The 15,188-nt window shown below is 61.3% G+C and carries 13 protein-coding genes; 7 read left to right on the plus strand and 6 right to left on the minus strand.

Annotation, left to right across the window (positions count from 1 at the left end; all coding sequences use genetic code 11):
* Window positions 1-13: 13 nt before the first annotated feature.
* Window positions 14-2,053, plus strand: a complete 2,040-nt coding sequence (locus ASG55_RS17820) for an NADPH-dependent 2,4-dienoyl-CoA reductase (protein WP_056788766.1) — start codon at window positions 14-16, stop codon at window positions 2,051-2,053.
* A 125-nt stretch (window positions 2,054-2,178) separates the two neighbouring features.
* On the plus strand, window positions 2,179-3,102 hold the full coding sequence (locus tag ASG55_RS17825; RefSeq protein WP_056788771.1) for a 1-aminocyclopropane-1-carboxylate deaminase/D-cysteine desulfhydrase: 924 nt from the start codon (window positions 2,179-2,181) through the stop codon (window positions 3,100-3,102).
* Window positions 3,103-3,243: 141 nt separating this feature from the next.
* Here the strand turns inward: ASG55_RS17825 and ASG55_RS27530 are convergent, their stop codons facing one another.
* A complete protein-coding gene (locus ASG55_RS27530) occupies window positions 3,244-3,750 on the minus strand; it encodes a collagen-like protein (protein ID WP_082530311.1) in 507 nt (168 codons plus the stop codon).
* Between ASG55_RS27530 and ASG55_RS17835 the strand changes: the two genes are divergently transcribed.
* Window positions 3,728-4,069: a hypothetical protein gene (locus ASG55_RS17835; RefSeq protein ID WP_143498023.1), complete on the plus strand. Its 342-nt coding sequence runs from the start codon at window positions 3,728-3,730 to the stop codon at window positions 4,067-4,069. The two genes, ASG55_RS27530 and ASG55_RS17835, sit on opposite strands and share 23 nt — an antisense overlap.
* Window positions 4,070-4,156: 87 nt before the next feature.
* Here ASG55_RS17835 and phnX read toward each other — a convergent pair whose 3' ends face one another.
* Entirely contained in the window at window positions 4,157-4,984 is an 828-nt protein-coding gene (gene phnX, locus ASG55_RS17840; protein WP_041477139.1) for a phosphonoacetaldehyde hydrolase, read from the minus strand.
* Between the two features lie 141 nt (window positions 4,985-5,125).
* Complete coding sequence (locus tag ASG55_RS17845; protein ID WP_056788777.1) at window positions 5,126-6,235, minus strand: 2-aminoethylphosphonate--pyruvate transaminase; 1,110 nt, start codon at window positions 6,233-6,235, stop codon at window positions 5,126-5,128.
* Window positions 6,236-6,348: 113 nt separating this feature from the next.
* Between ASG55_RS17845 and ASG55_RS17850 the strand changes: the two genes are divergently transcribed.
* On the plus strand, window positions 6,349-7,209 hold the full coding sequence (locus ASG55_RS17850) for a LysR substrate-binding domain-containing protein (protein ID WP_056788780.1): 861 nt from the start codon (window positions 6,349-6,351) through the stop codon (window positions 7,207-7,209).
* A 96-nt stretch (window positions 7,210-7,305) separates the two neighbouring features.
* Here ASG55_RS17850 and ASG55_RS17855 read toward each other — a convergent pair whose 3' ends face one another.
* Window positions 7,306-8,178: a LysR family transcriptional regulator gene (locus tag ASG55_RS17855; protein WP_056788784.1), complete on the minus strand. Its 873-nt coding sequence runs from the start codon at window positions 8,176-8,178 to the stop codon at window positions 7,306-7,308.
* 270 nt (window positions 8,179-8,448) lie between these two features.
* On the opposite strand from ASG55_RS17855, the gene ASG55_RS17860 reads away from it, so the two are divergent.
* Complete coding sequence (locus ASG55_RS17860) at window positions 8,449-9,774, plus strand: MFS transporter (RefSeq protein WP_056788787.1); 1,326 nt, start codon at window positions 8,449-8,451, stop codon at window positions 9,772-9,774.
* 72 nt (window positions 9,775-9,846) lie between these two features.
* On the plus strand, window positions 9,847-11,238 hold the full coding sequence (locus tag ASG55_RS17865) for an FAD-dependent oxidoreductase (protein ID WP_056788790.1): 1,392 nt from the start codon (window positions 9,847-9,849) through the stop codon (window positions 11,236-11,238).
* An 8-nt stretch (window positions 11,239-11,246) separates the two neighbouring features.
* Here ASG55_RS17865 and ASG55_RS17870 read toward each other — a convergent pair whose 3' ends face one another.
* On the minus strand, window positions 11,247-12,635 hold the full coding sequence (locus ASG55_RS17870; RefSeq protein ID WP_056788794.1) for a type VI secretion system Vgr family protein: 1,389 nt from the start codon (window positions 12,633-12,635) through the stop codon (window positions 11,247-11,249).
* Window positions 12,636-12,856: 221 nt separating this feature from the next.
* Here ASG55_RS17870 and ASG55_RS17875 point away from each other — a divergent pair, with 221 nt between their 5' ends.
* A complete protein-coding gene (locus ASG55_RS17875; protein WP_041477129.1) occupies window positions 12,857-13,561 on the plus strand; it encodes a YebC/PmpR family DNA-binding transcriptional regulator in 705 nt (234 codons plus the stop codon).
* 102 nt (window positions 13,562-13,663) lie between these two features.
* Here ASG55_RS17875 and ASG55_RS17880 read toward each other — a convergent pair whose 3' ends face one another.
* Window positions 13,664-14,977: a protein kinase gene (locus ASG55_RS17880; protein ID WP_056788797.1), complete on the minus strand. Its 1,314-nt coding sequence runs from the start codon at window positions 14,975-14,977 to the stop codon at window positions 13,664-13,666.
* Window positions 14,978-15,188 lie beyond the last annotated feature (211 nt).

Here is a 15,188-nt window from a genome sequence, read left to right on the forward strand (position 1 = left end):
TGTGGAGTTACCGATGACCGCCGCTCATTACCCGCATCTGCTGGCCCCGCTGGACCTGGGATTCACCACGCTGCGCAACCGTACCCTGATGGGCTCGATGCACACTGGCCTTGAAGAAAAGCCGGGTGGCTTCGAGCGCATGGCGGCGTACTTCGCCGAACGTGCCCGTGGCGGTGTCGGCCTGATGGTCACTGGCGGCATCGGCCCGAATGACGAGGGCGGGGTGTATTCCGGCGCGGCCAAGCTCACAACTGAAGAAGAGGCGCTCAAGCACCGCATCGTCACCCGCGCGGTGCACGAGGCGGGCGGCAAGATCTGCATGCAGATTCTTCACGCCGGGCGTTACGCCTACAGCCCGAAACAAGTAGCACCGAGCGCGATTCAGGCGCCGATCAACCCGTTCAAGCCCAAAGAGCTGGACGAAGAGGGCATCGAAAAGCAGATCAGCGATTTCGTCACCTGCTCGGTATTGGCGCAAACCGCCGAATACGACGGCGTCGAGATCATGGGCTCGGAAGGTTACTTCATTAACCAGTTCCTCGCCGCGCACACGAATCACCGCACCGACCGCTGGGGTGGCAGCTACGAAAACCGCATGCGCCTGCCGGTAGAAATTGTCCGTCGTGTGCGCGAAGCGGTCGGGCCGAATTTCATTATCATCTTCCGCCTGTCGATGCTCGATCTGGTCGAAGGTGGCAGCACCTGGGATGAAATCGTCATGCTGGCCAAAGCCATCGAGCAGGCCGGTGCGACCATCATCAACACTGGTATCGGCTGGCACGAAGCGCGGATTCCGACCATCGCCACCAAGGTGCCGCGTGCAGCGTTCAGCAAGGTTACGGCCAAGTTGCGCGGCTCGGTGAGCATCCCGCTGATCACGACCAACCGCATCAATACCCCGGAAATTGCCGAGCAGATTCTTGCCGAGGGCGATGCCGACATGGTCTCCATGGCCCGACCATTCCTCGCCGATCCGGATTTCGTCAACAAAGCCGCCGAAGGCCGCGCCGACGAAATCAACACCTGCATCGGCTGCAACCAGGCGTGCCTCGACCACACCTTTGGCGGCAAGCTCACCAGTTGCCTGGTCAACCCGCGCGCCTGCCACGAAACCGAACTCAATTACCTGCCGGTGCAGCAGATCAAGAAAATCGCCGTGGTCGGTGCCGGCCCTGCAGGCTTGTCTGCCGCCACCGTGGCCGCCGAGCGCGGTCATCAGGTGACGTTGTTCGATTCGGCCAGTGAGATCGGTGGCCAGTTCAACATTGCCAAGCGCGTGCCGGGCAAGGAGGAATTTTTCGAAACCCTGCGCTACTTCAACCGCAAGCTGCAAACCACCAATGTCGAGGTGTGCCTGAACACCCGTGTCGACGTTGCGAAACTGGTCGAAGGCGGTTATGACGAGATCATCCTTGCCACCGGTATCGCCCCGCGCGTGCCGGCGATTCCGGGCATCGAAAATGCCAAGGTGCTGAGTTATCTGGATGTGATCCTCGAGCGCAAACCGGTCGGCAAGCGTGTCGCGGTAATCGGTGCAGGCGGGATCGGTTTCGATGTCTCGGAATTTCTCGTTCATCAAGGCGTAGCCACCAGTCTGGATCGCGCGGCGTTCTGGAAAGAGTGGGGCATCGACACGCAACTGGAGGCCCGTGGTGGTGTGGCGGGAATCAAAGCGGCACCGCATGCGCCGGCCCGGGAGGTGTTCCTGTTGCAGCGCAAGAAAACCAAGGTTGGCGACGGTCTGGGCAAAACCACCGGCTGGATTCACCGCACCGGTCTGAAGAACAAACAGGTGCAGATGCTCAACAGCGTCGAATACCTGAGCATTGATGACCAAGGCTTGCACATTCGCATCGGCGAATCCGGCGAGCCGCAACTGCTGGCAGTGGACAACATCGTGATCTGCGCGGGGCAGGATCCGTTGCGTGAGTTGCACGATGGTCTGGTTGAAGCCGGGCAGAACGTGCACTTGATCGGCGGCGCGGATGTGGCGGCGGAGCTGGACGCCAAGCGCGCGATCAATCAGGGTTCGCGGCTGGCGGCTGAGTTGTAAACACATTCTGTAGGAGCTGCCGAAGGCTGCGATCTGTTGATCCTGATTTCAAAAGCAAGATCAAAAGATCGCAGCCTGCGGCAGCTCCTACTAGTATGTGGTCTTTTCCAGACTGTGCAGTGCCCATGCTTTTGCCTCCCCCCAACTGGCTACCCCCGGCCCCTCTCGAACCGCTCCATCTGGACTGGCTTGCAGCTGCCGGCATCGAGGTTGCGATCCTGCGCCTGGACCGCATCGACCCGCTGATCAGCGGCAACAAGTGGTTCAAACTCGTCGAACACCTCAAAGCCGCCGAGCGTGCCGGCGCCGAGGGTATCATCAGCCTCGGCGGTGCACATTCCAATCACCTGCACGCGCTGGCGGCGGCGGGCAAACGGCTGGGTTTCAAAACCGTGGGACTGCTGCGCGGGCACCCGCAGGACACGCCGACAGTGCGGGATCTGCAAGCGTTCGGCATGCAGTTGCATTGGCTGGGTTACGCCGGCTATCGCGCGCGGCACGAAGCGGGATTCTGGACGCCATGGCAAGCGCAATATCCGACGCTGCGTGCAGTGCCCGAGGGCAGTGGTGGACTGGCCGGCGCACTGGGTTGCGCAGCGATCAGGCAGCAAGCCGAAGAGCAATTGGCCAAGCTGGGCTGGGATGATTTCGACGCCTGGTGGCTGGCCTGTGGCACCGGCACGACACTGGCCGGGCTGGCGCTCGCCGAGCAAGGCAAGCGCGCGGTGTACGGTGCTCTGGCGGTACCGGATGATCACGGCGTAGCGCCGAACATCGAGTCGATCCTCGCGCCCGCCACCGAGCCTGCGGCGGACTATCAACTGATCGACGCCAGCCGTGGTGGTTTCGCCATAGTTGACGAGGCGTTGCTGACCTTCATCGATCAGACCGAGCAAACCAGCGGCATCCCTTTGGAACCGCTGTACACCGGCAAGGCCTTGCTGGCGCTCAAGCAGCATGTCGAAGCAGGCGAATTTGCCATCGGCACGCGTCTGATCTTTATCCACACGGGGGGCTTGCAGGGGCGACGCGGATTTGCAATGACATAGCCGATGGACGCGATCAGTACATGCCAGCGTTTCGGCGTAATGATATTTGCAACACACAAAAGTCTTATTTGTACGGTTTATTATTTCTGCTTATTTAAAGTTGTTGGTGTGCGTTGAACTGTGGGCGTAACTCTATGTTGCTTATATCTTGTAGGTTCTTTTGGTTTGAATAGTTTGTTGTGCGTGATTATTGTTGGTTCGGCTCTTTAGTTTGTTATTAAAGATCATAATTATATTTGTAAATTTGAGTGTGAATATGAAAAGTCCGATCTCCAAGCCTCGCCCCACTACCACTACACCAAAGCCAGTGGCGCCAACCAAACCCGTAGCACCGACCAAACCCGTAGCACCGACCAAACCAGTGGCACCAACCAAGCCAGTAGCACCAACCAAACCGGTAGCGCCGACCAAGCCGGTAGCGCCAACCAAGCCAGTAGCACCAACCAAACCGGTAGCGCCGACCAAGCCAGTGGCACCAACCAAACCGGTAGCGCCGACCAAGCCAGTGGCGCCAACCAAGCCAGTAGCACCGACCAAACCAGTGGCGCCAACCAAACCGGTAGCCCCAACCAAACCAGTTGCGCCGACCGCACCAGTAGCGCCGGTCGATACCAAGCGTCCGCCAATGCCATGGCCGACCCTTAACATCAACATCGATCCGGTGGCCTTGATTACGCTGATTCAAACACTCGGTGCGACCGTCAATGTCGATGGTTCGACCACACTGCCTGACGGTAGCGTGGTTGACGTTGATAAGACTTCGATCAAGCGTCCCGACGGCATCATTCAATATGACGACGGCCGGGTAGAGTATCCGGACGGGCGGATCGTATGGTCTGATAATACCGTTGAATATCCGGATGGCCGTATTGTCTGGGAAGATGGAACTGAACAGTTGCCTGACGGAAGCGTTAAACATCCCGATGGTAGTGCGTACGACGCAGAGGGCAACCTTGTTTCAGAGTAAGTAATAACCGGGCAATATATTTATTCAAGACAGTGCAAAAAAAACACCGCTGATTGTCATGGATCAGCGGTGTTCCGGTTATCGGCCTCAGGCGTTTTGCGGCATCTCACCGTTGGCCAGACGCTTGTTGATGTCGGCGATCACTTCCGGCAGATCGCTGATGGTGTCGATCATGTAATGCGGGCGCGAGCTTTCAAACAGCGCGTGGATGCGCTTGCGCTCGCTGGCCAGTTCGTCGCTGCCCAGCGCGCGGAAACCCTCATAATCCAGACCCAGCGCGTTGCCCGAGCAAATCAGCGCAACCGTCCACATGCCGGCCCGGCGACCTTCGAGAATGCCCGGCACGGTGTCGTCGATCTTCACGCACGCTGCAACATCGTCGATGCCCAGAGCGATCACGTTGGCCAACGCTTGCGCCGGCCATGGACGACCGTTTGGCACTTCGTCGGTGGCGACCACGTGGTCGGCGACGTAGCCATTGCTGGCGGCGAGTTCGACGACTTTGTCCATCACCGCTTTCGGGTAGCCGGAGCAGGAACCGATCTTGATCCCTTGCGCGCGCAGTTGGGCGATGGCGTCCAGCGCGCCGGGAATCAGTGCCGAGTGCTCGGCGATTTTCTCGATCTGCAACGGCATGAAGCGGTTGTAGATAGCGGTAACATCATCGTCGGTCGGCGTGCGACCGAATACCTTGCGATAACGCTCGGCCACTTGCGGCTGATCACAGAGGGTGCGGATGTGATCCCACTTGCCCATGCCCATCGGCCCACGGGCCTCTTCAATCGACACCTGCACATCGAACTCGGCGAAGGCTTCGACGAAGATCTGCGTCGGCGCGAACGAGCCGAAATCGACCACGGTACCGGCCCAGTCGAGGATCGCGGCTTGCAGCTTGCTTGGATTGGTGTAGTTCATGGCGTGAATTCCTGATTTGAATATGAGATCAAAATGTGGGAGCGAGCCTGCTCGCGAAAGCGGTCTGACATCAGCGTATGTGTCGCCTGGGACGACGCTTTCGCGAGCAGGCTCGCTCCCACAGGGGATTTTTGGTGAGGCTCAGATATCGAGCACTTCCATCTCGCGCAGCACTTCACCTACTGCTGCTACGGCCTGGCGCATTTCGTCCGGGGTGACGTGGCCGATGCAGCCGACGCGGAAAGTTTCGACCTGGGTCAGCTTGCCGGGGTAGAGGATGTAACCCTTGGCCTTGACCCGCTCATAGAAGTCCTTGAACTGGTAACGCGGATCCTGCGGGGCATGGAAAGTGGCGATGATCGGCGCCTGAATCGCCGCCGGCAGGAAGCTGCGCAAGCCGAGCTTGTTCATCTCTTCCATCAGCGCCTGACAGTTGGCCGCATAACGCGCATGCCGCGCCGGCAGACCGCCTTCTTCGCTGTATTGCAGTAGCGCTTCGTGCAGCGCCGCGACCACATGGGTGGGCGGGGTGAAGCGCCATTGCCCGGTTTTCATCATGTAGGCGTGCTGGTCGTACAGGTCCATCGCCAGCGAGTGCGAGTTACCGGCAGATGCGGCCAGCGATTCCTTGCGGGCGAAGACAAAACCCATCCCCGGTACACCTTCCAGGCATTTGCCGGAGGCGGCGATCAGCGCGTCGAACGGTACTTTTTGCGCATCCACCGGCAACGCGCCGAATGAGCTCATGGCGTCGATGATCAGACGTTTGCCATGTTGCGCAACGACCTCGGCGATCTCGGCCAGCGGATTGAGAATGCCGGTGCTGGTTTCGCAGTGGATCAGCGCCACGTGCGTAATGTCAGCATCGGCGCGCAGCAAACGGTCGACGTCGGCGGCGGTGGTCGGTTCGTCTTCCGCGGTTTCGAAGGTGCTGAACGAGCGCCCAAGCACATCGCAGATCTTCGCCAGCCGTTTGCCGTAAGCGCCGTTGATCAGCACGAGGATTTTGCCATCACGCGGTACCAGCGTGCCGATCGCCGCTTCGACGGCGAAGGTGCCGCTGCCCTGTAACGGTACGCAATGGTGGCTGGCGGCGCCGTTGAGGATGGCCAGCAATTGCTCGCACAGGCTGGCGGTCAGCTGGTTGAAGCGGTCATCCCACGAACCCCAATCGACCATCATGGCCTGACGGGTGCGGGCCGAAGTGGTCAACGGGCCGGGAGTGAGCAGAATCGGTGCGGCGGTACTCATTCGGGTGTCCTCGCGAAAACGCTGTGGGATGAAGCTACGGGGCCTACGTTGCAATTCGCCGCTGCATCAATCAAATTGTTTGTTGTTATGCCAGCCATCAGTGAGGGTTATCCATGAATCTGTTTCAGCTGCGCGCCTTCGATGCCGTGGCCCGCGAAGGCAGCTTCACCCGCGCGGCTGCGCGGTTGTTCATCAGCCAGCCGGCGGTCACCGGACACATCAAGGCACTGGAAGAGCACTACCAGATCACCTTGCTGCGGCGCACCGCGCGACGGGTGGAACTGACCGAGGAGGGCACCAAACTGGCGGCGATCACCCGCGCCATGTTCGGCCTGGCGGAAGAAGCGCAGACGCTGCTCGAGGCCAATCGGCAGTTACTGACCGGGCGTCTGGAGGTGGCGGCGGATGGGCCGCACATGGTCATGCCGATGCTGGCGAGTTTGCGCGCACGCTATCCGGGGATCACCGTCAACCTGCGTCTGGGCAACGCGCAGGAAACCCTGGCGGCGCTGTTGTCGGAGCACGCCGATGTCGCGGTGCTGACCGAGGTCGAGCCGCGCAAGGGCCTGCATCTGCAAGCGCTGAGCGAATCGCGGATCTGCGCGTTGGTGCCGGCGGGGCATCGCTGGGCGAATCGCTCCGCTGACGTGAAACTCAAGGAGCTGGACCAAGTGATCATGGTCCTGCGCGAGCCGAGTTCGATTACCCGGCGCACTTTTGATCAAGCGTGTGCGCAGGCCTCGATTCAGCCGCGGGTGTTGCTGGAGCTGGACAGTCGCGAGGCGGTGACCGAAGCGGTCGCGGCCGAGTTGGGTGTCGGTGTGGTGTCATCGGTGGAGGTCAGTCATGACCCGCGCGTGGTGGCGATCCCGATTGCCGGGGAAGGGCTGATGAACCGGCACATGATTGGCTGCATGGAGCGCCGGCGCGAGTTGCGCTTGATTCAGGCGTTTTTTGATCTGGCACCAGCCTGAAAACCGTGGCGACTTTTTCGCGAGCAGGCTCGCTCCCACATTGCAGAGCGCGGTCCCATGTGGGAGCGAGCCTGCTCGCGAAGGGGCCGATACTGTTTACGCAAGACTCTCGCGAACCATATCGAGAAACGTCGCCACCACCCGCCGCGAACTCTGTTCGCGCAAGCACACCAGGGTTTCGGTCAGGCGCCTCGTGCAATCGGTGATCGGCAACGCGCAGACCCGTGAGTCGGCGCCGAACTCCGCCGCTGAAACCACACCAACCCCGATCCCCACCACCACGGCTTCGCGCGCCGCTTCCCGACCTTCAACCTGAATCGCCGGGCGGATGCGCAAACCTGCGCGGGCCATTTCCTCTTCCAGGGTCTGCCGTGTCACCGAACCGATCTCACGCAGCACCAGCGGCGTGTCATCCAGATCGGCCAGACAGATCGATTCGCGCTCGGCCCACGGATGATTGCGCGAAACGAACGCCACCATCGGATCGTTGCGCAACGGCACACACAGCAAGCGTTCATCGGTTACGTCGCGGCCGAGCAGCGCCAGATCGGCCTGATAGTTGAACAGGCGAAACAGCGATTCATCGGTATTGCCGGTCTCGATTTTCACGCTGATGCCCGGGTAGCGCTCGCAGAACCGTGCGATCTGCGGCAACACGTGGATCGGCGCGTCCACCGCGAGAATCAGGCTGCCGGTCTGCAGGGCCTGGGATTCTTGCAGCAATTCCTGCGCTTCGGCTTCGATCACGAACAGGCGCTGAGTGATCGCCAGCAGGCGCTCGCCGAGATCGGTCAGGCGTACGGAACGTTTATTGCGGTGAAACAGCAGCACGCCGAAGCGTTCTTCGAGTTTGCGTACTTGGTCGGAAATCGCTGGTTGCGTCAGATAAAGCCGCTCGGCGGCGCAGGTGAAGCTGCCATGGACGGCCACCGCGTGGAACGCTTTGAGTTGGGCGTGAGAGACAGACATGGTGGCTCCAGTAACAAGCTCAGCTTATGTGTGAAATACGATAAATCGATTTTATTTATTAAACAGTAATTGGTTTGATCGGCTCACGCCATCGCTGACTGCTCGGTCGAGCAGCGGCGCCGGCCCATGAGCCTGTGCGTGCAACAGCAGACTCATCTGACCGTTATCGCCGAAGGGAAGGGGCGGTATCGCAGTGCTCAACAATAAAAAACACAGGCGTTTTTCTTAACGATTCTGCCGGCACACTCACACCCTGAGGTCAGAACCACCATGAACAAGCACATCGGCACCCTGGCGCGTTGGCGCGTGCAGATCTTCGCTATTACCTGGCTCGCGTACGCCGCGTTCTACTTCACCCGCAAAGCGTTTTCGGTGGCCAAACTGGGCATCGCCGAAGACCCTGATTTCACCCTCGACAAAATGGCCATGGCCAACCTCGACGCGATCTATCTGGCGGCGTATGCCCTCGGACAGTTCACCTGGGGCATGCTCGCCGATCGCTTTGGCCCGCGAGTGGTGGTGCTTGGCGGTTTGCTGATATCCGCCGCTGCGGCGCTGGTGATGGGCAGTTTCGCTACATTGCCGATCTTCGCCACGTGTATGTTGATTCAAGGTCTGGCGCAGTCCACTGGCTGGTCCGGGCTGTGTAAAAACCTTGGCAGCTTCTTCCCGTCAGAGCAGCGCGGGCGGGTGCTCGGCTTGTGGAGTTCCTGTTACGCGTTTGGTGGCCTGGTCGCCTCGCCGTTCGCCGGCTGGTGGGCCTACACGCTGGTCGGCACCTGGCACGCGGCATTCATTTCCAGCGCGGCGGTGGTCGCGGTGGTGGCCGTGCTGTTCTTTATCTTCCAGCGCAACAAACCGGAAGACGTCGGCTTGCCGGCGGTGGAGCCCGAGCCGGAACTGACCGCCGAGGAAACCGCAGCCAACAGCAAACTCAGCGTGTGGGAGCCGTTAAAGGAAATCCTGCGCAACCGCACGGTGCTGGTGCTGGGCCTGGCGTATTTCCTGCTGAAACCGGCGCGCTACGCGATTCTGTTGTGGGGCCCGGTGATTGTTTTCGAGCAGATGCCCAGTGTCGGCAAGGTCGGCGCGGCGATCATTCCAACCGCGTTTGAACTGGCCGGATTGCTCGGGCCGATCATGATCGGCCTGGCCTCGGACAAACTCTTCGGCGCCCGACGCATGCCGGCCTGCGTGCTGAGTCTGTTGGCGCTGACCGTAACGCTGGCGCTGTTCATGGCTGCGCTGAACACCGGCAGCGTGTTGTTGGTCGTCGCGTTGCTGTTCGTCATGGGCCTGACGTTGTACGGCCCGGACTCGATGATCAGCGGTGCGGCCGCCATCGATTTCGGCAAGGCCAAGGCCGGTGCCACCGCCGCCGGTTTCGTCAACGGCTGCGGCTCCGTAGGCGCGGTGCTCGGCGGTTTGCTACCGGGCTACTTCGACTCGGTGACGGTGTTCATCGTCTTCGCCGGATGCGCGCTGTTCTCGGCGCTGGTGCTGATTCCGCACTGGAACAGTCGGCCGGTCGGCGTGATGGAGCCGCGCGCAACGATCCCCAACTGCCCGCTGAGCGTCAAACCGCTGCGTTCCTGAAACCCTTCGCCCCGTCGCCTGCTGCGCGGTGCGCGGCAGGTTGCGTCGTGACCTTCTGACTGGAGATTTCCCATGCGACCGTTCTGGCTCGAGCAAGCCTTGCAGGCCGACCCATCCGAGCAGTGTCCACCGCTGCAAGGCGAGGTGCGCACCGATGTGTGCATCGTTGGCGGCGGCTACACCGGATTGTGGACGGCGATCATGCTCAAGCAGCAAAACCCCGAGCTGGAGGTGTTGCTGATCGAAGCTGACATCTGCGGTGCCGGCGCCAGTGGCCGTAATGGTGGTTGCGCACTGTCATGGTCGGCCAAGTATTTCACCCTGGAGCGCTTGTTCGGCGTCGAAGAAGCGGTGCGTCTGGTCAAGGAATCCGAGCGCAGCATCCATGCGATCGGCGAGTTCTGCGAGCAGTACGGCGTCGATGCCGACTACCGCCTCGACGGCACGCTGTACACCGCGACCAATCGCGCCCAGGTCGGCGCAACTGACGCGGTGATCGCGGCGCTGGAGCGTAACGGCATCAACTCGTTCAGCCAGCGACCGCTCGCCGATGTGCAGCGCATGGCTGGCTCAGCAAAACACCTGGAGGGCTGGTTTTCCCCGGCGGCTGCCAGCGTGCAACCGGGCAAACTGGTGCGCGGCCTGCGCCGGGTGGCGCTGCAATCGGGCGTGAAGATCCATGAAGGCACGGCGATGACCGGGCTGGAAGAGGGCCGCCCGGCACGCATCCACACGCCCGGCGGCAAGGTCATCGCCGACCGCGTGGTGCTGGCGATGAATGCGTGGATGGCCCGCGCGTTTCCTCAGTTCGAGCGCAGTGTGGCGATCGTTTCCAGTGACATGCTGATCACCGAACCGCGCCCGGACCTGTTGCAGCAAATCGGTTTGACCAGCGGCGTCACCGTCCTCGATTCGCGGATTTTCGTGCATTACTACCACAACACCCCGGACGGCCGGATCATGCTCGGCAAGGGCGGCAACACCTTTGCCTATGGCGGGCGGATGCTGCCGGTGTTCGATCAGCCGTCGCCTTATGCCGGATTGCTCAAGCGCAGTCTCGCGGATTTTTTCCCGGCGTTCGCCGATGTCAAAATCGACGCGACGTGGAACGGCCCGTCGGATCGTTCGGTGACCGGTTTGCCGTTCTTCGGCCAGATGAGCTTGGCGGGCAATGTGTTTTACGGCTTCGGTTATTCCGGCAGCGGCGTCGGCCCGTGTCACATGGGCGGGCAGATTCTCGCCGCGCTGGTGCAAGGCCTGGATAACCCGTGGACCCGCTCGCCGCTGGTCAACGGGCCGCTGGGTTATTTCCCGCCGGAACCCATCCGCTACCTCGGCTCGTTGATGGTGCGCAACGCCATCCGCCGCAAGGAGCGCGCCGAAGATCACGGGCGCCGGCCTCGGCATCTGGACGTGCGCCTGGCCAGGTTCGCGGCGGCGGCGGGCAAGGCGGACAAAGGCTGAGGCGCCGATCAATGCTCGGCGCGGTGGCTCAGCCAGTCGAGCAACAGGCTGTCGCGCACGGGCTCTGATTCGCGCTCCGGCGGCTGGCGTGCGTGGCTGAGGCACAGGATCGGTCGGTCCGGATCGCTGTCGAGGAAACTCACCCACACTTCACTTCCGGCGCGCGGTAATTGATCGACGGCGACGGGGCCGCTGAGCCGGCTCATGGCGATCGGCAGCCACAGGGCGTCGCTGGCGGATTTATCCTCAGCCGGCCACAGGCTTACAGCGAGGCAGCCGTTTTCGTCCACTTGCGCAGGTTGCCCAGGCGCACCCGCCACTTTCGCCAAGTGATAACCGGCAATATTCGGGCGAGTTTGTTTGAGTGGCGGACGGAAATCGGTCGACCAGGGCTGCGCAGTGAAGTCGTTGTGATAACGCTGAACGCTTGGCGCCGGATCAAGGATCGAAGGGTGCTGCCCGTGGTGGCGCACCGCGCTGATCAGCCATTGTTCGTTGAAATGATGAATCGGGTGGTCGGCCACAAGCAGCAGTCGTCCACTGAGCAAATCGCTGCAATCACTGCGCCCGTGAATGGAGCGCAACTGGCAGCGTTGGCGTTGCAGATGACGTCGGCTGCGTTGTTCGGCGTGCAGACGTTCCGGCGATCGCGCGGGCATCGGCAACTCGGTCGAGACCTCGTTGGCGGCTTCGGCATTGCCGGTTGGCTGACCGCGATTGCGCACCGCATGCAGCATCGGTACAGGCGCCGCGCGATGCTGTTGATAGAGCGCGCTGACGCAGGGCGACGGTGGTTGCTCATCAGCACTGAAAGGGATTTCGACCGGTTCCTGCGGCAGGCTCAGGCTGTCGTCAGCGAACACCACGACGTGTCCGTCCGGCCCATGTTCGAAGTGATAGTGGATGCCTTCTTCTTCGCATAGCCGCTGCACCAGTGCCAGATCGCTTTCTTCGTACTGAATGCAAAACGCCCTTGCCGGGTAGTGACCGACGCTCATTTCAATGCGGTAGCTGTGCGCTGGCAGGGCATGTTCTTCGAGCAGTTGTTGAATGATCTGCGGCACACTCAGGTGAGTAAACACGCGGCGCTTATGCGTTTGCGCCAGTTGTTGCAGATGCGGCACCAGAATCAGTCGATAGCCGACCCGATGCGTCCCGCGATGTTCGCAGCTGGCGCTGGAAATGACGCCGTGGAACCCGTGCTGCTCACTGAGCCGCAAAAAGGCTGGCCTGTGCAGGAAGGATCCCGGGACGATGGCCGGGGCCAGTCCGAGCAGTTCGATGTCGAAACGGTAAGGCTGGTTCAGCGCTTCCTCGCCGCGAAAACGCACCACCGGCAGGCGCAATCCGCTGTCGGTCAGCGTAAGGGTGAAGGGACTTTCCTTGTCATTGAGCATTCGAGCAGGCCCTGTCAGGCGATACGGGGTTTCAAGGGTACGAAACCGTCGGGCTGAATGGTCATGTCAAAGGCGCTTTTCAGAATCCCCCTACATGCTTTGGTGAAGATGTCGATTCCGTCGGCTGTTTTTTTGGTCGATTGCCGACTTTAGGCCGTATAAACTTGCCGCCACGCGTCGGCCAATAGATGTCTCGGCGCCACAGATCAAGAGAGTGAGTAATGGGCGCACAGTGGAAGGTTAAACACAAAGAAGCGGCAGCCAACGCCAAAGGGAAGATCTTCGGCAAACTGGTGAAGGAAATCACCATTGCTGCGCGCAACGGTGCCGATACCGCCACCAACGCACACCTGCGTCTGGTGGTCGAACAGGCGAAAAAAGCCTCGATGCCAAAAGAAACCCTCGATCGCGCGATCAAGAAAGGCGCCGGTCTGCTGGGTGAAACCGTGCAATACCATCGCGTGACCTACGAAGGCTTCGCGCCGCATCAGGTGCCGCTGATCGTCGAATGCGTCACCGACAACATCAACCGCACCGTCGCGGAAATTCGTGTGGCGTTCCGCAAGGGCCAGTTGGGCGCTTCGGGTTCGGTGGCGTGGATGTTCAACCACGTCGGCATGATCGAAGCCTCGCCGGACAGCCCGGAAGCCGATCCGGAAATGGCTGCGATCGAAGCCGGTGCCCAGGATTTCGAGCCGGGCGAAGAGGGCGCGACGCTGTTCCTCACCGACCCGACCGACCTCGACGCTGTGCAGAAAGCCCTGCCGGAACAAGGCTTCACCGTGCTCTCGGCCAAGCTCGGCTACCAGCCGAAGAACCCGGTCAGCGGCTTGAGCGACGAGCAGATGGCTGAAGTCGAGGCGTTCCTCGAAGGCCTCGACAACCATGATGACGTGCAGGACATGTTTGTTGGTCTGGCTGGCTGATCCGTCGCGCCAGTAATGACCTCTTCTCGAGCAGGCTGGCTCCCACATTTGCAATGCATTCCAATGTGGGAGCGAGCCTGCTCGCGAATGACCGCGCAGCGGTCACAGATTCTCCAGCATCTCGATGACTTCACTGAACCCCGGCCGCCCCAGCACATCGGCCTGACAGCAGCGTCGTTCCAGCGCCTCCAGGTGCGCGCGCCGCTCCGTACTCAATCCTGAGTCGACACGCTCCAGCAATTCCCCCAACAACACACCGAACGCACGGACTTCCAGGCGCTGCAATGCGCGCGTCTGCACATCATCGCCGGTGGCATGAAACGACGCCGCGCCGAAATCCCCCAGCAGACAATCGCCCTGATCGTTCAACAGAATGTTGTGGCCATACAGATCGCCGTGGGTAATGCCTTGGTGGTGCAGGTGCTCGGCCGCTGAGGCGATGCCTTGGGCGACGCGCAGGGCAACCTCCGCCGTGAACCGGCAGTCCTCGGCATAAACATCCCGCGAGCACGAGACCAGGCTCGGCAAGCCGGCGAGATTGCCGAAGCTCGGATCTATCAACTGCATCACCAATCCCTGCTGCTGATCGGGGTGGCCGCTGATGCGGCCCTCGACGCGGATCAGGTTGGGGTGCAAACCGGCGGTGATGCAGGCGTTCATCTCATGCAACGGCGAGCCGTCGCTGGTCATCTCGCCTTTGTACAGCTTCACCGCAACCGCTTGCGCCGTGCCATCGTCACGCTGCCAGACTGCCCGGGAAATCACCCCGGAAGCGCCTTCGCCCAGTTGCTGTTCCATGCGCAGCGTCGACCAGTCGATCAGCGGCGTGGCCTCAAGGGCAGCGGCATCGGCTTCGGTCTCCAGCGGATTGCCGGCATAGGCCAGCCAGGTCAGGCTCGGCAAGGTCAGCAGCCATTGCGGCAGCTCGTTGAGCTGGTTGGCGGCGATGCGCAGCAATTCCAGCCGATGGCAGTGACGCAGGGAGTCTGGCAGCGATTGCAGGCGATTGCCGGCGAGCATGAGCTTCTGCAGGGCGGGCCGTTCACCGAGTTCGCTGGGCAGGCTTGCGATGCGGTTATCGGTGAGGATCAGCCAGCGCAGCTGCGGCGGCAGAGCGTCACCAGGGACATTGACGATGCGGTTGGCCTTGAAGCCGACCATCGTCAGCGCGGTGCATTGGCCGAGGCACGCCGGCAGTTCGCTGAACTGGTTGTCGGAGCAGAACAGCACGCGCAGGCGGGTCAGGCGATGCAGGTCATCGGGCAGGCTGGATAACGCATTGCCGCTGAGGTTGAGCACTTCCAGCGTGTCGGCCAGTTGGAATATTTCGCGGGGGAATTCGGTCAGCCCGCAGGACAGGTCGAGGCGGGTAATGCCTGACAGCTTGCCGGCGCGCAGTTGAGCAAGGGTGTGCATGTCTGGTTTCGCTATTGATCGGTGGAGCGACGCGGGGGCGCGGGAATGGGCGACATGATAGCGGTAAAGCGGATGCTGAACGGATTTTGAGTTGTCCCGGGACCTTGTGGGAGCGAGCCTGCTCGCGAAAGCGGTGTATCAGTTAAATGAACCCTGACTGACATACCGCTTTCGCGAGCAGGCTCGCTCCCACAGGGCTCGCTCCCACAGG

This window comes from Pseudomonas sp. Leaf434 (assembly GCF_001425545.1).
Classification (GTDB): domain Bacteria; phylum Pseudomonadota; class Gammaproteobacteria; order Pseudomonadales; family Pseudomonadaceae; genus Aquipseudomonas; species Aquipseudomonas siliginis.